The 25,437-nt window shown below is 65.1% G+C and carries 20 protein-coding genes; 8 read left to right on the top strand and 12 right to left on the bottom strand.

The features are described from left to right. Positions 1 to 251: 251 nt before the first annotated feature. Positions 252 to 3,812 (top strand): indolepyruvate ferredoxin oxidoreductase family protein, encoded by a 3,561-nt coding sequence (locus tag DOD19_RS16715; RefSeq protein ID WP_112186697.1) that lies wholly within the window; start codon positions 252 to 254, stop codon positions 3,810 to 3,812. 88 nt (positions 3,813 to 3,900) lie between these two features. On the opposite strand, the gene sbcB is transcribed toward DOD19_RS16715, so the two are convergent. Beyond that, on the bottom strand, positions 3,901 to 5,340 hold the full coding sequence (sbcB, locus tag DOD19_RS16710) for an exodeoxyribonuclease I (protein ID WP_112186695.1): 1,440 nt from the start codon (positions 5,338 to 5,340) through the stop codon (positions 3,901 to 3,903). A 143-nt stretch (positions 5,341 to 5,483) separates the two neighbouring features. Here sbcB and adhP point away from each other — a divergent pair, with 143 nt between their 5' ends. Together adhP and DOD19_RS16700 are read left to right on the top strand one after the other, a co-directional pair. Continuing rightward, the gene (gene adhP, locus DOD19_RS16705) at positions 5,484 to 6,506 is read left to right on the top strand and encodes an alcohol dehydrogenase AdhP (RefSeq protein ID WP_024977348.1); all 1,023 of its coding nucleotides are present in this window, start codon (positions 5,484 to 5,486) and stop codon (positions 6,504 to 6,506) included. A 59-nt stretch (positions 6,507 to 6,565) separates the two neighbouring features. Next, on the top strand, positions 6,566 to 7,561 hold the full coding sequence (locus DOD19_RS16700) for a 2-hydroxyacid dehydrogenase (RefSeq protein WP_112186692.1): 996 nt from the start codon (positions 6,566 to 6,568) through the stop codon (positions 7,559 to 7,561). A 12-nt stretch (positions 7,562 to 7,573) separates the two neighbouring features. Here the strand turns inward: DOD19_RS16700 and DOD19_RS16695 are convergent, their stop codons facing one another. After that, positions 7,574 to 8,203 carry an HD domain-containing protein gene (locus DOD19_RS16695; RefSeq protein WP_112186690.1) on the bottom strand — a complete coding sequence of 210 codons (630 nt, stop codon included), beginning with the start codon at positions 8,201 to 8,203 and terminating at the stop codon, positions 7,574 to 7,576. 96 nt (positions 8,204 to 8,299) lie between these two features. On the opposite strand from DOD19_RS16695, the gene DOD19_RS16690 reads away from it, so the two are divergent. The 3 genes from DOD19_RS16690 to DOD19_RS16680 all read left to right on the top strand — a co-directional run bounded on the left by DOD19_RS16690 (position 8,300) and on the right by DOD19_RS16680 (position 11,394). Further along, positions 8,300 to 9,055, top strand: a complete 756-nt coding sequence (locus tag DOD19_RS16690) for a Crp/Fnr family transcriptional regulator (RefSeq protein WP_239498024.1) — start codon at positions 8,300 to 8,302, stop codon at positions 9,053 to 9,055. A 95-nt stretch (positions 9,056 to 9,150) separates the two neighbouring features. Next, positions 9,151 to 10,401, top strand: coding sequence for an MFS transporter (locus DOD19_RS16685; protein ID WP_112186688.1), 1,251 nt, complete (start codon positions 9,151 to 9,153; stop codon positions 10,399 to 10,401). Positions 10,402 to 10,581: 180 nt separating this feature from the next. Then, the gene (locus DOD19_RS16680) at positions 10,582 to 11,394 is read left to right on the top strand and encodes a ferritin-like domain-containing protein (protein ID WP_024977343.1); all 813 of its coding nucleotides are present in this window, start codon (positions 10,582 to 10,584) and stop codon (positions 11,392 to 11,394) included. Positions 11,395 to 11,474: 80 nt separating this feature from the next. Here the strand turns inward: DOD19_RS16680 and DOD19_RS16675 are convergent, their stop codons facing one another. The 6 genes from DOD19_RS16675 to DOD19_RS16650 all read right to left on the bottom strand — a co-directional run bounded on the left by DOD19_RS16675 (position 11,475) and on the right by DOD19_RS16650 (position 19,903). After that, entirely contained in the window at positions 11,475 to 12,554 is a 1,080-nt protein-coding gene (locus DOD19_RS16675) for a porin (RefSeq protein ID WP_024977342.1), read from the bottom strand. A gap of 396 nt (positions 12,555 to 12,950) precedes the next feature. Beyond that, a complete protein-coding gene (locus DOD19_RS16670) occupies positions 12,951 to 13,565 on the bottom strand; it encodes a response regulator transcription factor (RefSeq protein WP_235193196.1) in 615 nt (204 codons plus the stop codon). Between the two features lie 113 nt (positions 13,566 to 13,678). Further along, entirely contained in the window at positions 13,679 to 15,676 is a 1,998-nt protein-coding gene (locus DOD19_RS16665; RefSeq protein WP_112186686.1) for a methyl-accepting chemotaxis protein, read from the bottom strand. Between the two features lie 122 nt (positions 15,677 to 15,798). Beyond that, positions 15,799 to 18,567, bottom strand: coding sequence for a bifunctional glycoside hydrolase 114/ polysaccharide deacetylase family protein (locus DOD19_RS16660; protein WP_112186684.1), 2,769 nt, complete (start codon positions 18,565 to 18,567; stop codon positions 15,799 to 15,801). A 122-nt stretch (positions 18,568 to 18,689) separates the two neighbouring features. Continuing rightward, entirely contained in the window at positions 18,690 to 18,917 is a 228-nt protein-coding gene (locus DOD19_RS16655) for a hypothetical protein (protein WP_024977338.1), read from the bottom strand. Positions 18,918 to 19,114: 197 nt separating this feature from the next. Continuing rightward, positions 19,115 to 19,903 carry an SDR family oxidoreductase gene (locus tag DOD19_RS16650; RefSeq protein WP_112186803.1) on the bottom strand — a complete coding sequence of 263 codons (789 nt, stop codon included), beginning with the start codon at positions 19,901 to 19,903 and terminating at the stop codon, positions 19,115 to 19,117. Between the two features lie 270 nt (positions 19,904 to 20,173). Here DOD19_RS16650 and DOD19_RS16645 point away from each other — a divergent pair, with 270 nt between their 5' ends. Continuing rightward, entirely contained in the window at positions 20,174 to 20,662 is a 489-nt protein-coding gene (locus DOD19_RS16645) for a MarR family transcriptional regulator (protein WP_024977336.1), read from the top strand. Positions 20,663 to 20,744: 82 nt separating this feature from the next. Here the strand turns inward: DOD19_RS16645 and DOD19_RS16640 are convergent, their stop codons facing one another. From DOD19_RS16640 to DOD19_RS16625, 4 genes are all read right to left on the bottom strand, one after another. Next, positions 20,745 to 21,443 (bottom strand): response regulator transcription factor, encoded by a 699-nt coding sequence (locus tag DOD19_RS16640; RefSeq protein WP_024977335.1) that lies wholly within the window; start codon positions 21,441 to 21,443, stop codon positions 20,745 to 20,747. Positions 21,444 to 21,587: 144 nt separating this feature from the next. Further along, positions 21,588 to 22,517: a S1C family serine protease gene (locus DOD19_RS16635; RefSeq protein ID WP_112186801.1), complete on the bottom strand. Its 930-nt coding sequence runs from the start codon at positions 22,515 to 22,517 to the stop codon at positions 21,588 to 21,590. Between the two features lie 17 nt (positions 22,518 to 22,534). Beyond that, on the bottom strand, positions 22,535 to 23,122 hold the full coding sequence (locus tag DOD19_RS16630; protein WP_024977333.1) for a hypothetical protein: 588 nt from the start codon (positions 23,120 to 23,122) through the stop codon (positions 22,535 to 22,537). 134 nt (positions 23,123 to 23,256) lie between these two features. Further along, positions 23,257 to 23,865, bottom strand: coding sequence for a TetR/AcrR family transcriptional regulator (locus DOD19_RS16625; protein ID WP_112186682.1), 609 nt, complete (start codon positions 23,863 to 23,865; stop codon positions 23,257 to 23,259). A gap of 104 nt (positions 23,866 to 23,969) precedes the next feature. On the opposite strand from DOD19_RS16625, the gene DOD19_RS16620 reads away from it, so the two are divergent. After that, positions 23,970 to 25,436, top strand: coding sequence for an MFS transporter (locus DOD19_RS16620; RefSeq protein WP_112186680.1), 1,467 nt, complete (start codon positions 23,970 to 23,972; stop codon positions 25,434 to 25,436). The last annotated feature ends 1 nt before the right edge of the window (position 25,437 follow it).

Raw genomic sequence — 25,437 nt, 5'->3', positions numbered from 1 at the left:
TTGCCGCAAACGTTGCATGCACCGCACAACCGGTGCAACCCCGTCGTCCAGCGCTGTGCATGCGTGCACCGGACACCACAACCAAGGGAAAACCCACCCCCATTCTTGCTGCGTTGCACGGTGTTCGGAATGTCACGCGATGCTACGATGCCTCGACCTACAGCTGCATGCCAGTTTCCACAAGAAGCGGCGCAGGCAGCACCAAAAGAGACCTGCTGTCGGTGATCCCGACACACCCACACGGAGCACGCATGAATGCCCCTCTGAACGACGCGCTACGCCGCGCGCTCGAAACTGTTTCCCTGGACGACAAATACACGCTTGAGCGTGGCCGCATCTACATCAGCGGCACGCAGGCTCTGGTGCGTCTGCCGATGCTGCAGCAGGAGCGCGACCGCGCCGCTGGGCTGAACACGGCAGGCTTCATCTCCGGCTACCGCGGCTCGCCGCTGGGCGCGCTGGACCAAGCCCTGTGGAAAGCCAAAAAGCATCTGGCGGGGCACAACATCGTCTTCCAGGCGGGGCTCAACGAAGACCTGGCCGCCACGGCGGTCTGGGGCTCGCAGCAGGTCAATCTGTATCCGAACGCCAAGTTCAGCGGCGTGTTCGGCATGTGGTACGGCAAGGGGCCGGGCGTGGACCGCACGATCGACGTGTTCAAGCACGCCAACTCGGCGGGCTCGTCCGCGCATGGCGGCGTGCTGGTGCTGGCGGGCGATGACCACGCCGCCAAGTCGTCCACGCTGGCGCACCAGTCCGAGCACGTCTTCAAGGCAGCCGGCATTCCGGTGCTGTATCCGTCCAACGTGCAGGAATACCTCGACTACGGCCTGCACGGCTGGGCGATGAGCCGCTACTCCGGCCTGTGGGTGTCGATGAAGTGCGTGACGGACGTGGTGGAATCGTCTGCGTCGGTGGATGTCGACCCGCATCGCGCGCAGATCATCCTGCCCGAAGATTTCGTCATGCCGCAGGGCGGCCTGAACATCCGCTGGCCCGATCCGCCGCTGGTGCAGGAAGCCCGCCTCCTTGACTACAAGTGGTACGCCGGCCTGTCGTACGTGCGTGCCAACAAGCTCGACCGCGTGGTGCTCGATTCGCCGCAGGCACGCTTCGGGATCATGACCGCCGGCAAGGCGTATCTGGACGTGCGTCAGGCGCTGGTCGACCTCGGCCTCGACGAGGAAACCTGTCGCCGCATCGGCATCCGCCTGTACAAGGTCGGCTGCGTGTGGCCGCTGGAAGCGCACGGCGCGCGTGCCTTTGCCGAAGGGCTGCAAGAGATCCTGGTGGTGGAAGAGAAGCGCCAGATCCTGGAGTACCAGCTCAAGGAAGAGCTGTACAACTATCGCGACGACGTGCGCCCGCGCGTGTACGGCAAGTTTGACGAGCGCGACAACGCCGGCGGCGAATGGTCCGTGCCGATGGCCAACTGGCTGCTGCCGGCGCATTACGAGCTGTCGCCTGCGCTGATCGCCCGCGCCATCGCCACGCGTCTGGAAAAGTTCGAGCTGCCGTCGGACGTGCGCGCACGCATTGCCTCGCGCATCGCCATCATCGACGCCAAAGAGAAGGCGCTCGCCAAACCGCGCATCACTGCAGAGCGCAAGCCGTGGTTCTGCTCGGGCTGCCCGCACAACACGTCGACCAACGTGCCGGAAGGCTCGCGCGCGCTGGCCGGCATCGGCTGCCACTACATGACCGTGTGGATGGACCGCCGCACCGACACCTTCAGCCAGATGGGCGGCGAAGGCGTGGCGTGGATCGGCCAGATGCCGTTCTCGGGCGACAAGCACGTGTTCGCCAACCTGGGCGACGGCACGTATTACCACTCGGGCCTGCTGGCGATCCGCGCGTCGATTGCGGCCGAGGTGAACATCACCTACAAGATCCTCTACAACGACGCCGTGGCCATGACCGGCGGCCAGCCGGTCGACGGCCCGCTGTCGGTGCCGCAGATCGCCGCGCAGGTGCATGCGGAAGGCACGTCGCGCATCGTCATCGTCACGGACGAGCCCGAGAAGTACAACGCTGCCATCAAACTGCCCGAAGGCGTGACGGTGCACCACCGCGACCGGCTCGACGCAATTCAGCGCGAGCTGCGCGAGGTGCAAGGCACCAGCGTGCTGATCTACGACCAGACCTGCGCGACGGAAAAGCGCCGCCGCCGCAAGCGCGGCACGATGGTCGATCCGGCACGCCGCGCGTTCATCAACGATGCGGTGTGCGAAGGCTGCGGCGATTGCTCGGTCAAGTCGAACTGCCTGTCGGTCGAACCGCTGGACACGGAGCTGGGCACCAAGCGCAAGATCAACCAGTCGTCGTGCAACAAGGATTTCTCGTGCGTGAACGGCTTCTGCCCGAGCTTCGTGACGGCCGAGGGCGCGCAGGTGCGCAAGCCCGAATCGCACGGCGTGTCGATGGAAGGTCTGCCGCTGCTGCCGCATCCTGAGCTGCCGGCCATCCAGCGCGCGTACGGCGTGCTCGTCACCGGCGTGGGCGGCACGGGCGTGGTGACCATCGGGGGCCTGCTCGGCATGGCTGCGCACATTGAGGGCAAGGGCGTGACCGTGCTCGACATGGCGGGCCTGGCGCAGAAAGGCGGCGCCGTGCTCTCGCACGTGCAGATCGGCGAGCGTCCGGATTCGATTCACGCCACGCGCATCGCCATGGGCGAGGCGGACCTGGTGATCGGCTGCGACGCGATTGTCTCGGCGTCGGACGAAGTGCTGTCGAAGGTGCAGCATGGCCAGACGCGCGCCATCGTCAACAGCACGGCTTCGCCCACGGCCGATTTCATCAAGAACCCGAACTGGCGCTTCCCGGGCAGCTCGGCCGAGGCGGACATCCGTGCGGCCATCGGCGATGCCTGCGCATTTGAAGACGCCAACACGCTGGCCGTGCGCCTGCTGGGTGATGCCATCTACACCAACCCGCTCGTGCTGGGCTTTGCGTGGCAGAAAGGCTGGCTTCCGCTGACGCACGACGCGCTCATCCGCGCGATCGAACTCAACGGCGTGGCCGTCGAGAAGAACAAGACCGCGTTCGAATGGGGCCGCCACCTCGCACAAGACCGCGATGCGGTGCTCAAGCTCGCCGACGATGCGCCGCGTGCCAAAGCCGACGTCATCGCCCTGCCCTCGCTGGACACGCTGATCGCCCGCCGTGTTGATCTGCTGACCGCGTACCAGAACGCAGCGTATGCCGCTAAGTTCCGCGCGGTGGTGGAACGCGTACGTGCAGCCGAAGCTGCCGTGGTGGGCGCAGGCCAGCCGCTGGCGTTCACGGAAGCGGTGGCGCGCAACCTGTCGAAGCTGATGGCGTACAAGGACGAATACGAAGTCGCCCGCCTGTACACCGACCCGGCATTCCTCGACAAGCTGCGTGCGCAATTCGAGGGCGAGCCCGGCCGCGACTACCAGCTCAACTTCTGGCTTGCGCCGCCCATAATTGCCAAGCGTGACGAGAAGGGGCACCTGGTCAAGCAGCGCTTCGGTCCGAACACGATGCGCATCTTCAAGCTGCTCGCCAAGTTCAAGGGCCTGCGCGGCACGGCGTTCGATATTTTCGGCAAGACCGAAGAGCGCCGCACCGAGCGCGCGCTGATCGCCGAATACCGCGCGCTGGTCGATGAACTCGCGCGCGGGCTGACGGCGCAGAAGCTGGGGCAGGCCGTGGAACTGGCCCGCCTGCCGGAGGACATCCGCGGCTTTGGCCATGTGAAGGAGGCCAACCTGGCGGCGGCGCGCATCCGCTGGAACAAGCTGCTGGCACAGTGGCGCGATCCGGCGGCGGCACAGCAGGCAGCCTGATCCGCGCCGCTTTAGGTATCACCATGAAAAAACGGAGGCTTCGGCCTCCGTTCTTCTTTGCGCGCGTCCGCTTCGTCAGCCCGGCTCCTCAGCCCGGTGCGATCTGCTGCGCGTAGTCGTACAGGTCCTGCAGGATGGTCTGCGCACGCGCGTCGCCGTTCTCCGTGGCTTCCGCGCCCAATTGTTGAAGCCGTTCGCCGAAGACCTCGAAGGTCAGATAGCCATCGCGGCCTTCGAACAAGCGCTCGGCGCGCAGTTGCTCCCACTGCTCGTATTCCTCTTCGTTCAACGTATCGGGGAAGTTGCGTGCGCGGTAGCGGAACAGCAACTCGGGCAGGCGTGCATCGGCAAAGTCCGCATGCAGGCGCGCGAGTTGTTCGCCGCTGAGCGTGCGCAGCTCGTTGAGCATGCGGCGGTCGTCGTTACCGACAAATCCGCCGTAGAGGTTCTGGTCGACGTCTTCGATCGGCTCCAGCTCGCGGGCGTACACCTGGCGCCACGTGTCGCGCATGTCCGGCGCCCCCTGCGCGATGGCGGCGTGGCGTTCAATGGTGGCGAAGTCGATGCCCCAGCGTTCTGCCTGCGCAGGCTGCAACGTCTTCATGTTGCTGATGACGATGGGCGACTTGTTGATGTGGATCGACTTGATCGGCAGTCGCGTGGTGCCTTCGGCCAGGTCAGCCGTACGCGTGAACATGCGCTCGCGGATCGTCGCAACGTCCATGTGGAACAGCTCGGACGGGTCGAACGCCAAATCCCACACGATCAATTCGTTCTTGTTGGTCGGGTGCCCGCCCAGCGGCCACACCACGGCCATGCAGCCACGCTCCACGCCGTACATGCCCGAAATGTGCAGCAGCGGCCGCGGCGCATCGCCGATCTCGGCCACCACGCGGTCTTTCTTGCGCAACGCCAGGCAAAAATCGAACAGGCGCGGCTGTGCGTTGCGAATGAGGCGCGCCAGCGCAATCGTCGCGCGCACATCGGATACCGCATCGTGCGCCGCATCGTGCACCAGACCGTTGGCCTTGGACAAATGCTCCAGCTTGAAGCTCGGCCTGCCGTCTTCATGCGTCGGCCATTGAATGCCTTCTGGGCGCAGTGCCCAGGTGGTGCGCACCACGTCGAGCAGATCCCAGCGCCCGCATTCGTTCTGCCACTCGCGTGCGTATGGGTCGATCAGGTTGCGCCAGAACAGGTGCCGCGTAACCTCGTCGTCAAAGCGGATGGTGTTGTAGCCGACGCCGATGGTGCCGGGCGTGCCCAGTTCGCGCTCGATGGCCTGAGCGAAACGGTATTCCGGAACGCCTTGCCTGGCGCACTGCTGCGGCGTGATGCCGGTGATGAGGCACGACACCGGATCGGGCAGCCAATCGTTGGACGGCTGGCAGAACAGCTCGACAGGCTCACCGATCTCGTTCAGCTCGGCATCGGTGCGGATGCCCGCAAACTGGGCCGGACGATCACGGCGCGGCACGGCGCCGAAGGTTTCGTAGTCGTGCCAGAGGAAGGTGGGAGTGACGGGCAAGGCAGCGGCTCGTTGGAAAGACTGAAGATGCCGGCATGCTAACAGTGTTGCCGATCCCGCTCGCCTTGACGGTTGACTCACATCAACCCGCACCGGGCAGGCGTCGACCAGACTGGTATTTCCCCCCAACCAGGAGATGTCTCATGGCCCAGTCGATGAAAGCTGCGGTTGTCCACGCGTTTGGCGAACCCTTGCGCATTGAGGAAGTGCCGGTTCCAACACCTGGGCGCGGGCAAATTCTTGTGAAGATCGCGGCCTCGGGCGTCTGCCACACCGACCTGCACGCCGCCGATGGCGACTGGCCTGTCAAACCCAGCTTGCCATTCATCCCCGGGCACGAAGGGGTGGGTTATGTGGCGGCGGTGGGCGAAGGCGTGACCGCCGTCAAAGAAGGCGACCGCGTGGGTGTGCCCTGGCTCTACACGGCCTGTGGCCACTGCGAGCACTGCCTGAGCGGCTGGGAAACCCTCTGCCACGAGCAGCAGAACACTGGCTACTCCGTCAACGGCGGCTATGCCGAATACGTACTGGCCGATCCGAACTACGTCGGCCACCTGCCCGCGCAGGTCAGCTTCGAAGAGATCGCACCGATTCTCTGCGCGGGGGTGACGGTCTACAAGGGCATCCGCATGACGGATACGCGGCCCGGACAGTGGATCGCCATTTCCGGCATTGGCGGGCTGGGACACGTGGCGGTGCAGTATGCGATCGCCATGGGCCTGCACGTGGTGGCGGTAGACGTGGCGCCGGACAAGCTCGCGCTGGCACGCGAGTTGGGGGCCAAGCTCGTCGTCGATGCCTCGCAGCAGGACCCCGCGGCCGTGATTCAGAAAGAGATCGGCGGTGTGCACGGCGTGCTCGTGACGGCGGTGTCGCGCAGTGCCTTTGCACAAGCGCTGGGCATGGTGCGGCGCGGCGGGACGATCTCGCTCAATGGGCTGCCGCCGGGCGATTTTCCGTTGCCGATCTTCTCCACGGTGCTCAATGGCATCACGGTGCGCGGTTCGATTGTCGGCACGCGGCGTGATCTGCAAGAGTCCCTGGAGTTTGCCGCCGAGGGGCTGGTACGCGCCCACATTCACCGCGACAAGCTCGACAACATCAACCAGGTGTTCGCCGATCTGAAGGCCGGCAAGGTGGATGGCCGCATCGTCCTGACGCTCTGAGTGCCGCCACCGGGCGGTGCGAGTAAGCTGCAGGCATCACGTCCGCTTACCCCACCGCCATGCGCATCCTCTTTTTCAGCAGCCACCGTTACGACGAAGACAGCTTCCGCGCCTCCCTGGCGCGCGGCGGCCACAGCTTCGACCTCGTTTTCCAGCGCGCGCACCTTGACGCGCAAACGGCGTCCCTCGCAGCGGGCTTTGAAGTGGTGTGCCCATTCGTGAACGACGCGCTCAGCGCGGAAGTGCTCGAAGCGTTGGCAGCGGGCGGCACGCGCCTGATCGCGCTGCGCTCGGCAGGCTTCAACCACGTCGATCTGCCGGCCGCACAGCGCCTCGGGCTGACGGTGGTACGCGTGCCGGCCTATTCGCCGCACGCGGTTGCCGAACATGCGGTTGGCATGATCCTCACGCTCAACCGGCGCCTGCACCGTGCCTGCAATCGCACGCGCGAAGGCGATTTCTCATTAGATGGATTGCTGGGCTTCGACCTGGCGGGCAAGACCGTCGGCGTGATCGGCACCGGACAGATCGGGCAGGTGTTCGCGCGGATCATGGCTGGCTTTGGATGCCAGTTGCTGGCATTCGATCCGTTTCCGCAGGCCTCGCTGACGGCGCTGGGCGTGCGCTACGTGCCGCTGCCTGATTTGCTGGCGCAGGCGGATATCGTCAGCCTGCACTGTCCCCTCAACACCGGCACCCACCACCTGATCGACGCCAACGCTCTGGCCAGCATGAAGCCGGGCGCGATGCTCATCAACACCAGCCGCGGCGGCCTGGTCGACAGCCCCGCGCTGATCGACGCCCTCAAGACCGGCCAGCTCGGCCACCTCGGGCTGGACGTGTACGAGGAAGAGGCGGATCTGTTCTTCGAAGACCGCTCCGCCGATGTGCTGCAGGATGACGTGCTGGCGCGGCTGCTGAGCTTTCCCAACGTCATCGTGACCGCACATCAGGCGTTCTTCACGCGCGAGGCGCTGGCGGGCATTGCCGACACCACGCTCGCCAACGTGGCGGCCTGGGTGGCTGGCGCACCCGTCAATGTGGTGAAGGCCTAGACCCGCAGCAAATCAAACTGCCTCGGCTTTCGGCTGGGACAGCTCGCTCTCGCCGTCCTTTACGTAGATGGAGTTGCGTGGCTTGGCCAGCACGCGTCGCACCATCGGCTCGAAGAACGACAGCGGCAGGTTGTCGTAATCGGCTATGAAGGCGGCGGCGTCGTATTTGGCGCAGAACTCGGCCGTGCGCTCGAACAGCTCGGGCTGGCTGCGGTACTGCTCGCGCAGGTTGCGGTCGAGCCCCAGATGGTGGAAGAAGTAGTAGCCCTGGAAGATGCCGTGCTTCTCGACCATCCACAGGTTTTCCGGGCTCACGAACGGCTTGAGGATGGCCGCGGCGATGTCCGGGTGGTTGAAGCTGCCCAGCGTGTCGCCAATGTCGTGCAGCAGCGCGCAGACCACGTATTCCTCGTCGCGACCGTCGCGGTGGGCGAGCGTGGCGGTTTGCAGGGAGTGCGCGAGACGATCGATCGGGAAGCCGCCGCAATCGCCGTCGAGCAGCTTCAGGTGCGCGAGCACGCGGTCGGGCAGCGCGCGGGCATAGGACATGAACTCGGCCGAGATGGCGGCCCAGTCCTCGCGGGTGCCGTGCTCCATGTGGGAAAACGTTGCGCGCGGGGCGGTGTGCTGCGGATCGGTCATTGGGGGTGTCTCCTTCGTCGCCGGAATGGTCGCGTCGGTGCCGCGTCGTATTGAATGGCTGCGCGGCTGATGGGGCATTCTCTGCCCGGCGCTTGCATGCAGACTGTCAAGCGTTTGACAATGATCGGACTGCCTTCGCCGCATTCTGCCGCCATGCCCGCAGACACCTCCCATACCGCCCCGGCTCCTACACCCGCGCAGCTCGCGCAGGGTTGGCTGCGCGACGCCCCCGCCGACCTGCTGGCCGAGATCGCGCCCACCGCGCGCCTGGTCACCTACCCTGACGGTGAATGCATCCACCCGCACGGCGGCCCGGCGCAGGGCATGTTCCTGATCGTGCGCGGCCGCGTGCGCATCAGTCGGACGACTGACGGCGGCAGCGAACTCGTCTACGGCGTGCTGCGCGCGGGCGAGTGGTTTGGCGAGATCGCGCTCATCGACGGCGGCGGCCGCACGCACAGCGCCCACGCGCAGGGGCCCACCACGCTCGTCCTGCTTGGCAGCGCGGCGTTTGCGCGCGTGGTGTCTGCCTACCCGGCCGGCATGTGGGCGCTGATGCAGCAGCTCTGCCAGCGCATCCGCCTGATCTTTGACGAGTTCGAGCACGCCAGCGAAATGCCCGCCGATGCACGCCTCGCCCAACGCCTGCTGCAGCTTGCCCGCGCCGGCGATGGTCGCACCGTGGCCGCCAGCAATGAAGAGCTGGGCCGCATGCTGGCACGCTCGCGGCAGACGATTTCCAAGTACCTGCAGGCATGGCAGCGCGCCGGCTGGATCCGTTGCCATTACCGGACGGTCGAGGTCGTCGACACGGCAGCTTTGCGGAGGCTGATCGACGGCCACGCTTCCTGAGCGCGCCCTGCGCAGGGGGCACGCGCGCCGCAACCTCCGCCGATAGAATGGATTGTTGCCGCGCAGATCTGCTTGCCCTCACCACTCCCTCCTCCATGCACCCCATGTTCTCGCCCGGCTCGCCCGAGGGCCGGCGCCTTGTGTTACTGCTCGGCCTCGCGCAGATGGTCTCTTGGGGCACGCTGTACTTCAGTTTCACCGTGTTTCTGGCGCCGATGCACGACACGCTCGGTTGGGCCCGGCCGTTTCTGGCGGGCGGGTTTTCACTCGGGCTTCTGGTGTGGGCGCTGTGCTCGTTCTGGGTTGGGCGCGCGCTGGACCGCTGGCCTGCGCGCCGTGTGATGGGCGCAGGCACCGTGCTGGCGGCGAGCGGCCTGCTGGCTTGGTCCTTCGTCTCGAACGAGACGGCCTTCCTCCTGCTCTGGCTGCCGATGGGCCTGGCGATGGCCACCACGCTCTACGACCCAGCCTTCGTCGTGCTTCGCCAGGCGTTTGGCGACGCGTATCAGCGCCCGATCATCGGCCTCACACTGATTGCAGGGTTCTCCAGCACGCTGTGCATTCCGCTCGCGCAATGGGGCGTGGAACACCTCGGCTGGCGGCACACGCTGCAGCTTTTTGCGTTGGCCCATGTGCTGATCTGCCTGCCGATCCATGTGCGCCTGCGCGTGCGGCCCCCCGTGCACGCGCCTGCCGAGGCGCTCGACCCGACGGCACCGGTGCATGCCTCGGCATGGCGCATGGTGTTGCGCTTGCCGGTGTTCTGGGCGGTGGTGCTGGCCTTCGTAGCGACCAGCCTGATCGCCACCGTGCTCGGGGCGCACCTGATTCCGCTGCTGACGGAGAAAGGCGTGCCGACCAGCCGCCAGTTGCTGATCGCGGCGCTCATCGGCCCCGCCCAGGTGCTCGGGCGGCTGGCCATGATGCGGTCGCGCCCGGCGCATCCGGTGCGCATTGCACCGTGGACGTACGGCGCCATGGCCGCAGCGCTCGTCTTGCTGGCGCTGTCCAGCGGGCCGCTGCTGATCGTGTTTGCGCTCGTCTACGGCGCAGCCAACGGCATCAACACGATGGTCCGCGCGATTGCGATGCCGGAGCTGGTTTCGCGCAACCAGTACGCCACGCTCAATGGCCTGATGATGACGCCCGTGCTGCTGGCGCAGGCCAGCGCCCCATGGCTGGGCGCACTGCTCTGGCGGGCCAGCGGCGGCTATGCAGCAGTCGAATGGGCGATGGTTGGGGCGGCCCTCGTCGCACTCGCGGCCTTCGCCTATGGCTTGCGGCACGCGCAAAAACGCCACGTACCTACCGCTGCGTCGCGCACCGAGGTGACGCAATCGCCATGACGCATTCACCACTTTCTGCGCAGAAGATTGCTTTTAGGAACCTTTGCAAGCGCACATCTGTCTTGAAACATGGGACGTGATGTTTCATTCTCATAGCAAGGGCGGCCCGCTTTTTGCGAGACTGCCGACGGAGGAAGCGCCTTGTCACAGGTTCATCTGGAAACATCTGAGAGCGAGCGCATGCCGTGGTCGGTCCAAGAGATCGCTTACGACAGCATCGACGTCGCACGCGTGCGCGAAAACGGCACGCTGTTCTACCTCGTTGCCAGTGCGTCGTTTGTGGAGAGCGGCTCCGACCTCTATGCCGGCAACCTCGCTCAGTACTACGCCGATCGCCCCGAAACCGCGCACTGGCTGATCCACCATTGGGAACGCGAAGAACTTCAGCACGGCCGTGCATTGCGCCGCTACGTTGAAACCGTCTGGCCCGAGTTCGACTGGGAGCGCGGCTACGCCCGCTTCTTCGAGGAATACTCGGTCACCTGTTCGGTCGACCAGTTCGAGCCCACGCAGGCGTTGGAAATGGTCGCGCGCTGCGTCGTCGAAATGGGCACTGCCACTTTCTATCGGGCCATCGCCCAAGCTGCGGCTGAAGCCGATGAACCGGTGCTGCGTGACCTCGCCAGCCGCATCTCGGCCGATGAAGTCCGACATTACAAACACTTCCTGCGTTTCTTCAACGAGTGCAACGCTGGCGAGGGCGTGGGCCGCGCGCGCGTGCTCAAGGCGCTCGCCTCACGCCTGCGTGAAATCAAGAATGAAGATTCGATGATCGCCCTGCGCAATGTGCTGCGCATCGAGCGCGGGCAGGAGGACGTGCCCGAAGCCGATGTCCGCGCGCTGAACTCGCGCGTCAGCGCGCTGGTGCGCTCTTATCTACCGCTCGATATGGCGGCCAAGATGCTGCTCAAGCCCTTGCGCCTGCGCCCGGGGTTCGAGCGCTCGATTCGGCCGCCCCTGGTGGCCGTGGTGCGGCGGGTGATCCTGCACTAGAACGCGGCGCACGAAAAAGGCGCCAACAAAAAACCCGGGTTGAAGCCCGGGTTTTCTATATCTAGCCGACAGAATGCCGATTAGAACTTGTGGCGGATACCGACCATGGCACCCATTTGGTTGTTGCTGCTGCCGTCCGCGCTGGTGAACACGTCGCCGAGGCCAGCGACACCGAGCGGCAAAGCTGCGTTGCTGCTGTTCTTGGCGTAAGCCACGTTCAGATAGGCGTCGGTGCGCTTGGACAGCGCATAGTCGCCGCTCAGGACAAACAGCCAGGGATTGCCGGCACCGGTGGTCTTGAAGTTCTGGTAGTAGGCCGTACCGGTCAACGCCAGAGCCGGCGTCACTTGGTAGCCGGCGCCCAGCCAGTACAGGTTCGAACGCAGTAAGGATTCGGATGCCAGCGGATGGGTCGCATTGAGCCAGCGATAACCCGCGTAGAGCTTGGCCGGGCCATAAACGTACGTGCCGCCGATGGTGGCGCGTTGTACCTTGAGGTCGGAAGCAATGCCGTAGGCCGCGGGCACGTCCGTATTCCCATTCATTTGGTCATACACGGCACCCACGGAGAACGGGCCGTTCGCGTAGTTCAGTCCAACGCTCCACTCGCGGCCCAGCTTGCTCGCGCCGGCAATCTCCTGGCCATCGTTGCGCGTCGAGTACAGCGCCGAAGCGGTCAGGCCGCCGAACGTACCCATGTATTTCACCGCGTTGTCTGCGCGCCCCGCCATGGCTGCGTCCTGCGAAGCCAGCGAATAGCGCGAAACCGCCATCGGGTCGTATTGCAGCGCGAAGTCGTACAGCAGGTTCTGCTGGCGGCCCAGGGTCAGTCGGCCCCACTGGCCTTCCAGCCCGACGTAGGCGTTACGGCCGAACAGGCGATCGCCCTGGCCCATCTTCCCGTCGTCAATATTGAAACCGCTTTCCAGGTTGAAGATACCTTTCAGGCCGCCGCCCAGGTCTTCCGTGCCGCGCAGGCCCCAGCGCGAACCGGACATACCGCCCGACTGCACGGCACCACGAGAGCCGCCGTTACCCGGCGCCTTGTTCACCCACTCAACGCCGGCGTCGACCACACCGTACATCGTCACGCTCGATTGAGCGAAGGCACCAGCCGAAACCAGGGCGGCAGCAGCGGCCGCAAACAGCTTGATCTTCATATCGTCTTCCTTGAAAAACACCATCGCGGGGATTTGCGATCGGCGGCCATTATGTATGCTCAATTCTCATATTCAGCAATTTCAAAAACGGCCTGTGGTAAATATGAAACCTAAGCGCCAATAGCGAAATTCTTCATATCAATCAACGTCTTGCAATCCCACGTAGATAGCCGTAAGTGGGGTCCACAAGAAGATAAGCCAATGCCTTACGAGACGTAATCCATTGGACGCACAAAGTCATCCAATCGATGATAAAAATTAAATTATTCGAGCGCACCGCTTTTCGATTATGATTCGGCCCGAAGCTTGAATGACAGTTTCACAGCTTCACATCGACTTTAAGAGGCCGCCTTAAACAGCGGTCTCTTTTTTTTGCCGGTGAACTGCACTGATCCGTCAGCCGGGGAGCCCGATCTTCCTGGAGATGCGGTGCTTGAAGGTGGACACCGTCTTGGGCGAAATCCCTAGGCGCCTTGCGATCTCGATGTTGCGATGGCCTTCGGCCAGCAGTTGGTTCACGCGCATTTCGCGCTGGGTGAGCGTGGCGACGCCGGCGCCATCTGACGGCCCCATCGCGGAAGCGGGAAATGAGAGGTAACCGCGTGCCGCCAGCAGCAGCGCCGCTGTCAACGCGGATGTTGCTTCCGATTTCGGCACGTAGGCGTTGGCGCCGGCCAGGAAGGCGAGCCGCGCCTCGTTGCCGGTGGTCTGGGCAGACGTGACCACCAGGCCGATATCGTGGCGTTGCGCTCGAACGCGGCGCACGAGTTCAAGACCGTCCAGGCTGGGCAGATTGATGTCGACGATGGCCAGCTTCGGGCGCGCCGAACGTATCAACTGCAGCCCGCGCGCGCCATCGGCTGCCGTCGCAACAAGCTGCAATTGCGGCGACCCGGCGAGCAGCGCCTGGATGGATTCGAGAACGATCGGGTGGTCGTCAATCGCGACGACGGAATGAAAGGCTTGATCTGCGGGGGACATGGTGGGCGGCGGTACCTGAGCGGGTTCCATGCTGCGAGTCCCCTGTGCGGGTCAGGTTCCGCGCGGTACAGGTTTGCACGATTGCCCGTCAAACCTTGTACCGATTGCAACGCCACGTCCTCAATTCATGACATCTTGCCGGCTCAGGCAAGCCGGAACACATCCACAGCGCCGCGCAGTTCCTGGGCCTGTTGGCGCAGGCTTTCGGCGGCAGCGGCCGCTTCTTCGACCAGCGCAGCGTTCTGCTGGGTCACCTCGTCCATCGACGTGACCGCATGGTTGACCTCTTCGATCCCTTGCGACTGCTCGCGCGAAGCGTGGCTGATCTCGCCCATCAGACCGGCGATGCGTTCCACGCGCGTCACGATGTCCTGCATGGCATCACCAGCGCCGCGTGCGGCCTCGTTGCCGGCCTGCACTTCTTCCACCGAGCGATTGATCAATTCCTTGATCTCCTTGGCGGCGGCTGCGCTGCGTTGGGCGAGGCTGCGCACCTCGCCGGCCACGACGGCAAAGCCGCGGCCCTGTTCGCCTGCGCGGGCGGCTTCCACGGCGGCGTTCAGCGCCAGGATGTTGGTCTGGAACGCGATGCCGTCGATGATGCCGGTGATGTCGGCAATCTTCTGCGCCGTGGCATGGATGCCAGACATGGTGCCGACCAGCCGTTCGACCGTCTGCCCACCAGCGTTGGCCGCCTCGCTGGCGGACTGCACCATGTCATGCGCGTGGTGGGCGCTCTCGGCGTTCTGGCGCACGGTGGCGGCCAGTTGTTCGATGCTCGATGCGGTGCGTTCCAGATTGCCGGCCTGCGCTTCGGTTCGGGCAGAAAGATCCGCATTGCCGGCCGCGATCTGGCCGGTGCTCGATGCGATGGTGGAGGCGCTGGCGCGCACCTTGTCGACGATGCCTGAAAGGCCGTCGCCCACGCCATTGACAGCGCGCATCACCTGGCCGATTTCGTCGCGGCGGCTGGTGGGCAGGCGGTGCGTGAGATCGCCCGCAGCCACACGCTGGGCGACGTTCACCACCTCGGCCAGCGGCGTGCTCACAGTACGGCGCAGCATCCAGTACAGCCCGCCGGCCAGCAGCGCACCGAGTGCCAGGCCCAGCAGCAGGAAGCGATTGCGGGCGGCCACCAGATCGGCGTCGAGTTCATCTACGTAAGCCGTGCCGGCAATCACCAGTTGCCAATCCGGGTACTGCGTGAAGACGGTCAGGCGCTCACGCGCGGTGCCACCTTCCGTGTCGGCCAGCGTATGACGCAGCGTGCCGTCCTTGCGCGCAATCATCTCGCGTACCCAGGCTTGGCCGGCGGCGTCCTTGGCGTCGAGCAGGTTCTTGCCTTCGCGGTCTTGCGTGTGGTCGATCAGCACCTTGCCCTGATCGGCGCCGGGCTTGCCGTCGATGACGAAATAGCCGCCCGTCTTGCCGATGCCGTGCGAGCGGATCTTGTCCTTGAGCAGCGCCAGTTCCGAGCGCACGTCCACACCCACATACAGCGCGCCGATCACCTTGCCCGACGCATCGCGCACGGGTTCGTACTTGCTCATGTACGGCACGCCAAACAGCCAGGCCAGGCCGCGGAACGGCTCGCCGGCCATCAACGCCTTGTAGCTCGGGTGGGCGCGATCGAGAAGCGTGCCGATCGCGCGTTCGCCGTTTTCCTTCTTGAGCGAGGTGGTCACGCGCACGAAGTCGTCACCGGTGCGGGCGAACACGGTGGCGATGGTGCCGCCGGTGCGCGCGAAGAATTTGTCCGGCACGGTGAAGTTGAGGTTCAGAACCGTTTCACCGTTCGGGCCGCTCTTGAAGGTGGGCGTCGGCTTGCCCGCCACTTGCACGGTCTGCGCCGGGTCGATGCTGTAGGGGCCTGGCGCGGCGTCGGCAAAGGCGGTCAGGAAGCGGTCGGCCTCGGTGCGCATGGTGCCGTCGAACAGGCCGATCATGTCGCGCATGGCGGCCTCCTGGTTGTGCATGGCCGATTGCGTATTGGCTTCCAGCATGCGCAGACTCGATTGCGAGTTTGCCAGCGCAAACATGCCGAACACCGCAACCAGGGCGATCAGGCCAATCACGGCCAGCCGGGTACCGAGGCTGGTTGGGGGCTGTGAAACTTCAGAAAGGGGCGCAGACGCTCTCATGCTTTTTTTTCCTGGGGGTCGTCAGTCGGGTTAACAACGGATCAACCGGGAAAAGCTTGAGCGCAAACGTTTTACAGGCGGCTATGTCCGATAAAGCAGACATGCGTCTGCGTTTCCGGACGTCATTTGTCGCAAGTCAGCTCGACGTGCTGGGGCGCGAGCTTGGCGGGGTTGCCAGCACCCAGTTCGATGCGCCAGTCGGCGCCATGGGAGGCACTCACTTCGCGGCCGTCCACGGTCGCCCGGCAACGGGCTGCATTGGCAAAGCGGATGAACGGTCGCGTATAGCCGGCAACATCGACCGACAGCGAGCTGCCATCCGCACTGCGCTGCCAGTTCGACAGCCGGCCGCTGGCATCGCGCACGTAGGGTTGCGTTGGTGCGGCGTTGTTCAGGGCGAAGCGTGCCGATCCGCTGGTCAGGTGGATATAGGTGCCGCCAGGGCCCGCGGCGTAGCCGGCCACATCGCGCGCATCGGCAAGGCGGGGCACGCCGGGCCCCGTCCAACGGACGGTCCGCAGATCGCCATTGCCGCGCACGACCCAGGCATCGCCGTCACGCGCGACAGCCATGGCGCGGAAGTCGAGCACCTTGCGGATGTAGTCCGACGCGTAGATCGGCATGACCGGCTGCGCGACCGCCCAGTCGTACACCTGCCGCAAGGCGGTGAGCGACGCCAGCTTGGTGCCGGAATACATGTGGTAGTAAATGCCGATCGGCTTGAAGCGATAAGGCTTTTCGGTTAGCTCGAACGTTTCGATGGCCCGCGAGAAACCGTAATACGGGCCGTGCCAGAGGTTGGTGTAGATGTTCTCGTTCTGGTCGGGCGCAAAGACCTGGAACAGGCCATCGCCCTTGTCCACGCCAAGCGGCGCCACGGCCGTCCAGCTCGGGTTGGAGCGCGTGATGTAGGTGTCGCCGCCATTCATGTTCAGCACACCGGCCTCGACCGTCTTCTGCACGGCAATCGGCGGCACCTGGCCATTGCCGCTCCACAGCAGCACCTTCACGCGCTTGCCCGGCGGAGCCAGCTTGGTGTTGATGTAGCGGATGGAGCCCGCGATCTCGCGGTCGAAACTGAAACGGTAATTGGGAATGTTCAACGAGAAGGCGGTGTCGGTGCCTTCGGGCGTTTCGGCAGAAGTCGGATCAGGCGGGTTGGTAGTGCGCAGCCAGTTGAACGGGTGCGAGAACGTGTGACTGGCCAGCTCCACGTAAGGCTGCGCAAAGATGGTACGCGCGATCGGCTCGAGCTGCGGCGTGAGCTTCGGATACACACCGTCGGCGGCCACTTCGCCCTCGATGATCGACACGGTGGTCGGCACCTTGTAGCGATCCAGAATGTCGCGCAGCAAGGCCTGGCCGGAGAACTCTCCGGGCGGAAACTCGGTCCGGGAGGCGAATCCGTCGCCGTCGATATGCACGGTCATCAGCCGGCGACCGTTTTCCGTCGTGGTGTCAGGCACCGGCATGGCGGGCAGTTGCAGCGCGCGACGCAGAAAATCCAGCGGCTGGATGACCCAGCGCGCCTGGTCGACATCGGGCATGCGAAACACACCAAAGGGCTGCAGCACGTAGCCGCCCCACGGCATGATGGCCGCCGCATCGTAGGTGTAGCTGCCGGCCGAGAGCCGCAACAGCGATTGCGCTCCCGCCACGCGGGAGTCGACCTGCACGCCCACGGCCATGCGTCGATCGGGATGGGGCTGCAGCTCGAAGCCCATCATCGGATCATGCGAGACGATGGCAAGCGGCCCCGCCGGCGTGCCGGGCACGGTTTGCAGATTCAGCATCTGCGCCGTAGGGGCATCCATGTTCAGCCCGAACTGGTTGAACATCGCCACGCGCACGCCAGCGCCCATCGTGCGCCGGAGCCACGACGCCCACGAGCCAGGTCGCGGTGCGTTGCTGTCGAACCAGGTGACAACGCCGGCATAGCGGTCGGGCGTGACGGTCGGCAACGGCTTGTTGGCGTCGGCAAATTCGGTGCGATAGCCGAGGTAGTTGATGGGCATGGCCAGATAGAGCACCGATGGCGCAGTGTTGCGGCTGGTGCCGGGCTCTTGGGGTTCGACCAACAGGACACGTCGCGGCATCACTTCCAGCCGACCAATGCCGATGAAGTCGGCGCCCGGCGTGGTGGCGTAGCTGGTGACGCCCGCGGCGCGCGCAACATTGGCGGTCTCACGCAGACAGGTGCGGTTGTAGCTGGCGCAGTAATCGAGCGCGACCGCCGGCAAGTGATACTGCGCCCCGATGTTGCGCAGCGTAGCAATGCGTGCGGCGCGGTCGGCATCGGGCACATCGTGCAGTCCTTCGCCGCCTGTGCGCTCACGCACCAGACCCGCCGTCACAACGCCGGACAATTGCGGCGCCAACGTTTCGAGCCAGGCCGTGCCGCCGGCCAGCAGCTTCGTCTGCGGTGCGCGCGCATGCAACGCCTGAACCAGCGCCGCAATGGCATTGGCGGCATCGGCGGCATCGGGGGCGCCGCGTTGGAGCGTGTCCAGCCCATCGAGCAGGAAGCCTTGATAGCCTTGCGCAAGCAGCGGCGCAAAGACCTGGTCGGTCACATTGGCAGGCCAGGCGCTCGAGCGCATCGCATCGGTCTGCTGTGTCAGGTCTACGCGAGCGAACCAGAGCGTGGACGATGGCTGTTTCGGATCGAAACTGCCACCCGTTGCCGGGTCCACCACGACCCAGTCGAAGGCTTGCAGTTCAGCAACGGGCACATCGCGGCCGTAATAGAAGGCGATCTGCGGATCTGCAGGCGCAGGCGTTGCCGGCTGCTGTGCGCGAGCGGCCGCAACGCCGAACGCCAACGTAACGACACCCAGCCACGCCGTCCGCCACCACAACCCCATGCTGCCCACAGCTCGCTTGCCCTGCATTCCGATCCTCGAAAGTCGTTCCGACTTTTATTGTGACGGGCTGCGGGCCGATTGCAATGTTTGTGGACACTGCGTGCCCGCCACGATGTCCCGGCGGAGACACGTGGCGGAGGGCAAGCGGCTCAGTAACCGACCACCGTGTACTGCGGAAATTCAGCTTCGAACGCCTTTTCCAGGTCGTCGACGCTGGCGACTGCGGAAGTGTAGACAGCGGTTGTCGTGCCGCTGTTGTATGCGAGCGTGACGGCCCAGGCGGCGTGCGCCTGGTTGACGCGATCGCGCGCGGCCTGAGCCGCCAGTTGACCAGGGCCGTTGTCAGGTTTGGTTCCGTAGACTTTGCAGTTGGACATGGCAATCACTCCGAAGATGTGGAAGGAATGCCGCCAGCGCACGGGCGAGGACACGCTCGGTCTGGCTGGTCTGCGATCTCGACGATACAGGCGAACAGACGCGCTGCCGGCTTGTCCCGCCGGCATGCACCAGCGACACGGCCAGCGTAAAAGCCGGGGCCGCGCGCCGGAATGGTGCGTTCGTCAGGGCTGACGTTCTAGAACGCCGACTTCACCACGCCGCCATCCACGCGCAGCGCAGCGCCCGTGGTGGCTGACGACAGCGGGCTCGCCACATAGGCAACCAGGTTGGCCACCTCTTGCGTGCTGGCAAAGCGCTTGATGAGCGAGGTCGGCCGCGCCGTCTCGAAGAAGGTCTTCTCGAACGCTTCGAAGCTCTGGCCGCCGGAGAGCTTCTCGACAAACTCGTCCACGCCTTCGGAACGCGTCGGCCCCGGCAGCACGGCATTCACGGTGATGGCCGTGCCGGCGGTCAATTCGGCCAACCCGCGCGAGAGGCCCAGCAGCGCAGTCTTCGTGACACCGTAGTGGATCATCTCCACCGGGATCTGCACGCCGCTCTCGCTGCTGATGAACACGATGCGGCCCCAGTTCTGGGCACGCATGCCGGGCAGGTACGCGCGGGACAGGCGCGCGCCGCTCAGCACGTTCACGTTGAAGAAGTGCTGCCATTCGGCGTCGTCGATTTCCTCAAACGGTTTGGGGTCGAAAATGCCGAGGTTGTTGATGAGGATGTCGACCTTGGGAAATCGGGCGACCAACGCATCAGCCTGCGCCGGATTGGACAGGTCACCGGCAAAGCCCTCGGCCTGGGCGTCGGGCACCTCGGTTCGCAGACGTGCAATTGCGTCGTCTACGGACGCTTGGGTACGTCCGTTGACGATCACGCGGGCGCCTTCGGCGGCCAGTGCTACAGCAATGGCATGGCCGATGCCCTTGCTAGAGCCGGTCACGAGCGCGAGCTTGTTCTGAAGGTGGAGGTTCATGGCGTTCAAAAAAGGAATATGGAGGAGGACGAGCACGCCGCGCCACATGCGTCGGCTGCCACGTTTCAACCATGATACGAACCACCCCGCCCCTTGGCAGCCGCAATCGTTTTGCAGCGATATCCAACGAGATTTGACGATCCGCGTTGGTATCGATCCCGGCTTGACGGCCTGGGCAAGCGACGATTAGTGTGCAATGAAGCACGCTAGCGTTACGGGAATGCGGCGCGCCTTACAAGCCGGATCACCGGCAGAACGGGGAGCACCACCATGAGCATCGACGTACAGACACCTGAGGCCGCCGACACCAGCACCAGTGAAGGCGCCTACCAGCTTGACACCATGGACCGCGATACCAACATCGGTCGGCTCGTGCATCGGGTCCGACACGCGTTGGTGACACACATCGACAGTGCCCTGGCATCGCTGGACCTGACGGCCGCGCAGTGGACGGTCGTCATCTACCTGGCCGAAGACCTGGCCACCACCCCGGCCGAACTCTCTCGCGCGCTGCACTACGATCCGGGTGCGATGACGCGGCTGATCGATCGGCTGGAGAAGAAGAACATCGTCAAGCGCGCGCCCAGTGATGCGGATCGCCGCTCGGTGGTGGTCTCGCTCACCGAGCAAGGCCGCGCGCTGTATCCGGAAATCCGGCCGCTGATCATCGATGTGCTGAACAACCTGCTGCGCGGGTTTTCGCAGACCGAGGTCAAGCAGTTGGAGAACCTGTTGCTGCGCGTGCTGCATAACGCCTGACCTGTTCAGGCGTTCGCGGTTCGGTCATCTGAGCCGACGGCGTTGCCGGCGTGCAGGGCATGGCTTGGGCGCCGCTCAGCCCTCACTGCCCCTCAAGCTCGTGCTTGATCTTGAACAGCTCGGTATCGGTGCGAATACCCAGCTTGCGATAGGCCGATTGCTTCTGCGAGCTGATGGTCTTGATGCTGCGCGCAAATTTTTCGGCAATGTCCGTGACCGACATGCCGTCAAGGCAGCAGCGCAGCACTTCGCGCTCGCGCGGGCTCAGCTCGGAGCGGTCGAGCAGTGCAGAGAGTTTGCTGCCATTCGCGGTGGGCGGGGGCGCATCGGTAGAAAGGGCATCGCTCTCCATCTCGGCAGCCAGCGCTGCATTCAGGCGCTTGCCGCCCGTAGCCACGGTGCGAATGGCGCGCACCAGTTCCGTCAGCTCCTCTTCCTTGCCGACAAACCCACGCGCACCGGCATGCATGACCATGCCAACCGTCGCCTTGTTGTGATGCGCCGAGGCCACCAGAATCTTCAACTCCGGATAGCGCACGCGGATCAGGCGGATCAAGTTCAGCCCGTCGATTTCAGTGGGCCCCAGCGAATAGTCCATGAGCAGGACATCCACCTCGAAGGTGTTGTCCTTGAGTGCCCGCACGATTTCGCGGCCCGACGCAAACAGGCCGCAGACCTCGATATCGGCCTCCTGCTTCAGGCGCGCAGCCAGACCATGGCGGACGACCGCATGGTCGTCGAGCACGACCACGCGGATCGGTCGGGTCGCGGTCCAATTCATGTTGGCGGGTTCCTAGTCGACTTGTTTTGAGTTACTGCGCAGGCTCGCTTGAACGGGCACCGCACAGCCAAACGGGTCACATATTAATGTCTTCATGCCCTGACCTGACCCGGGCGGAATCGATGCCAACCGTTGCGAGGGTCTTTATTTGGCCTCGACAACCGTGTCATCACGGGCATAGATGGAGCAGTTCTGATAACGCTCGTTGCACGACGACACCGCACGGAATTCAGCGTTCTGGCCCCACTCGTAGACGAACTGATCGCCGTCGGCGGCCACGAAGATCTTGGGCCACGGCTTGCGCAAATACTCGCCAAAGGCGGCTTGCGACTTCGGCCCGAGTTCACCGGGCTTGCGCGGCTGTAGCGCGGCGGCGGCCACGGTTGCCGCTACGGGCGTCGTGTTCGCCGCCACCGGCGACGCTGCGGCAGCGCGCTCAGCCAACGCCTTTTGCGCACGCGCGGGCACATCGTTGATCCACTCGGCGGGCGCTGCAAAATTCAGGTTCTGCCCGTAGACGGCGGACACCATGCGCGACGTGATGCCGACCAGCCGCGCGTTGCTGTCGAACAGGCCGCCGCCGCTGGAGCCCTGCGAGATCGCCGCCGACGTCTGGATCGCCTTGAGCTCGCCGTTTTCGTCATGCCGCAGCGACGAGATCAACCCCTCGCTGATCGTCAGGTCAAACCCGAGCGGATTGCCGATTGCGTAGACCTTCTGGCCCGTCACCAGCATGCTGCTCGGCACGATCGTGACGGCAGGATAGTGGAAATCGGCAACGCGCAGCTGGCACAGGTCGCGCTGCACGTCGGGATACAGCAGGCGTGCGCCAAAGCTGGCGTTGCCGCGCTTGAGGCTGACCTGCTTGCCGCCGCGCAGCACGTGGCAGTTGGTCACGGCCAGCCCGTCGCCGATCACCACCGCGCTGCCGATGGCCAGCGGCTGGCCGGCGGCGTTGGACACGCGCACCTCCCAGATGCTGGGCGCGACCTTGGCGAACACTTCGGCCGGCTCCAGCGCGGCCACCGGCAACGCGGCCAGTGCCGATGCAGTGGCCACAAACGTGCGGATCATGAAGGCGGTGCGGCGGGTCATTGCGGCGTCAGCAGATCGGAAAGGTCGCTCAGCGTGGTGGAGCCGTCTTCGGAGCGCGTCTTGTCACGCATGAAGGCGACGTCGGCGTCGGTCAGACCGGGGCAGCTTCCGGTGCCCCACGACGGGTTGATGCGGTAGGTGCGATAGCGCGCGTTGATGGCGTGCCACGACCGGCCGTCGTCAGACTCAACCACGCCGGCGCGACACACATGGGCGTTGGTGGGGTAGCTGGCCGTCATCTTGTACTGCTTGCCCGCCTGCGGCACGAACGTCGCCGACACGCCGCAGCGGTAGATGAGCGTGCCCGAGGTGCGGATGAAGCTGGCGCCCAGCGCGGTCGGCACACCGGCCAGCACGCGGATCGGCCGCGTCGCATCAGCCGGCTTGAGCGCGGTGCGCGGGTTGCCGCAATACTTTGGGTCGTCAAACGCGAGGATGGTGGCATTGGTGCTGGTCAGCGGGCGGACGAAATCCACCGTGGCGGTGTTGGCGCCGGCAGGCGGCTCCGCATAGGGCGCTGCGCAGCCCGTCAGCCACAGCGCGCCCCCGATTCCGATGGCCGCAGCAATCGTTTGGCTCCTCATAGCCTGTTCCCCCGCGAGTCTTGTGTTTGGTGTGTTTGTGCGACTGCGCACAAGTGTAACCAAAGGTGGAGCCACCGGAAGACCGGGGCGCCGAGCGGGCGTTGCTTGCGCGCGTCGCGTGTTGGGAAGTCCGCTCAGGCGAGCGCCGCATCGATGCGCGCCTGCGTGCTGCGGCGCGCGCGCTCGAATACCGCCATGTCGCCCATCAGAAACGCCACGTTGGCGTTGGAGCGAAACGATTCGATTTCGAAGACGAGCTGATCGACGTCGACATCGGCGCGCAATTCACCAGCGGCCTGTGCCGCCGTAATCGTCTCGCGAAAACGGGCGCGCACCGACTCGCGATGCCCGCGCACACGGTCCTGGATGGTTCCCGGCCGCGCGCGGTATTCGTAGCTGGCCGCGCAGACGAAGCAACCGCCCGGCGACGCCCCGCCGGCCACGTAGTCGAACCAGCCATCGGTTAGCGCACGCAGGCGGGCGAGCGGGCTTTCCAGCGCTAGCGCCGGCTCGACCACCATCTCGCGGTAATGCACGACGCCCGCATCCAGCGTGGCCAGTTGCAGCGTTTCCTTGTCGCCGAAAAGCACCTGGATGTTGCCCTTGCCCACGCCCGCATCCGTGGCCACGCGACCGATAGTCAGGCCCTCAAGTCCGTCGGTGGAGGCAATGGCGGTGGCGTGCTCCAGCACCTGGGCGCGCGCACGTTCGCCACGCTGGCGGCGGCCGTCGGTTTCGTTCATGGCAATGCCCTATCGATGAGTGGGGACAACGCAATCGGCGCTTGACGTAGGCCAATCGCTCTCTAGTATACGTACGACCGTATATTAATATACCGAGATCCCCCATGTCAACGGAATCCCTTTCTGCCGCTGGCGTTGCCTCGCCAGCCAAACGGCACTGGCCGGCGCTGGCGGCGCTGCTGACCGGCAACTTCGTCACGATTCTCGACCTGTTCATCGTCAATGTGGCGATTCCGGACATCCGTGCCGGTCTGCACACCAGTTTTGCCGAAATCCAGCTCGTGATGGTCGGTTACAGCGCCGCGTATGCGGTGTTCCTGCTCAACGGCGCCCGCCTGGGCGACCTGTTTGGGCGCAAGCGCATGTTTCTGGCGGGCATGGCGCTGTTCACGCTGGCATCCGCCCTGTGCGGTCTGGCGACAACGCCGTGGATGCTGATCGCCATGCGTGTCGGCCAGGGCCTGGGGGCGGCCATTCTGATGCCGCAGGTCATGGCTTCGCTGCGCGTGCTGTTTGACGGCGACGCACGGCGGCGCGCGTTCGGCACCATGGGCGCGGTGCAGGGCGTGGCGGCGTCGGTCTCGCAGATCATCGGCGGCTGGCTGATTGCGCATCCGCTGGCGGCGGAAGTCTCAGGCTGGCGCGCGGTGTTTCTGGTGAACGTGCCGATCGGCATTGTCGCCATCTTGGCGGCGCGCGCCTTCGTGGCGGAATCGCGTGCGCCGGTGGCGGCGCGGCTGGACGTGCATGGCGCCGTGGCAGGCGCGGTGGCATTGGCGATGCTGCTGGTGCCGATCATGCAAGGCCGGGAGTCCGGCTGGCCGTGGTGGTCGTGGGCGGTGCCGCTGGCTTCACTGCTGGTGTTCCGCCATTTTGTGCGCGTAGAGCAAGCGCTGTCGGCGGCGGGCCGCGTCCCCATCATTGAGATGGCGCTGTTCCGCAACCGCAGCTTTGTGCTGGGCGTGCTGGCGATCTTCCTGTTCTACACAGCCATCAGCTCGTACTTCCTGGCGTTGACGATCCTGCTGCAGTTCGGGCGCGGCTTGTCGGCGTTGGCAGCGGGGCTGGTGTTCACGCCGGCGGCCATTGCGTTCTTTACCGGCTCGCTCACAGCGCCCCGCCTGGCTGAACGCATCGGGCAGCGCGCCTTGCTGCTGGGCGTGGCGATCTTCGCGGTGGGCATGGTGGTGCTGGCCGGAATGGCGCAACTGGGCGCCGGCACCGCCTGGCTGATCCTGCCCCTGATGCTCAACGGCTTTGGGCAAGGCATGGTGATTCCGCTGTCGCTCAACACCATCCTGAGCGGCGTGGAGACGGCCCAGGCCGGCATGGGCGCCGGCACCGTCACGACCATGCAGGCCGTCGGCAACGCGGTGGGCGTAACGGTGGTGGGCGTGCTGCTGTTCTCGCTGCTGGGCCAGGTGGAAGGGGCAAATGGGGCGGTGGCGATGGACGCCGCCACGCACGCCGCGCACTACGGCCACGCGTTTGCGCTGGCGACGCTCTACAACGTGGGCGCGACGATACTGTCCTTCGTGCTCTTCTGGCGTGCCTGGCGCCGGCACGCCTGAC

The organism is Ralstonia sp. GX3-BWBA, from assembly GCF_003290055.1.
Lineage (GTDB): Bacteria > Pseudomonadota > Gammaproteobacteria > Burkholderiales > Burkholderiaceae > Ralstonia > Ralstonia holmesii.
The sequence above is the reverse complement of the archived record's forward strand: the minus strand, read 5'-3'. Positions and strand labels throughout refer to the sequence as shown.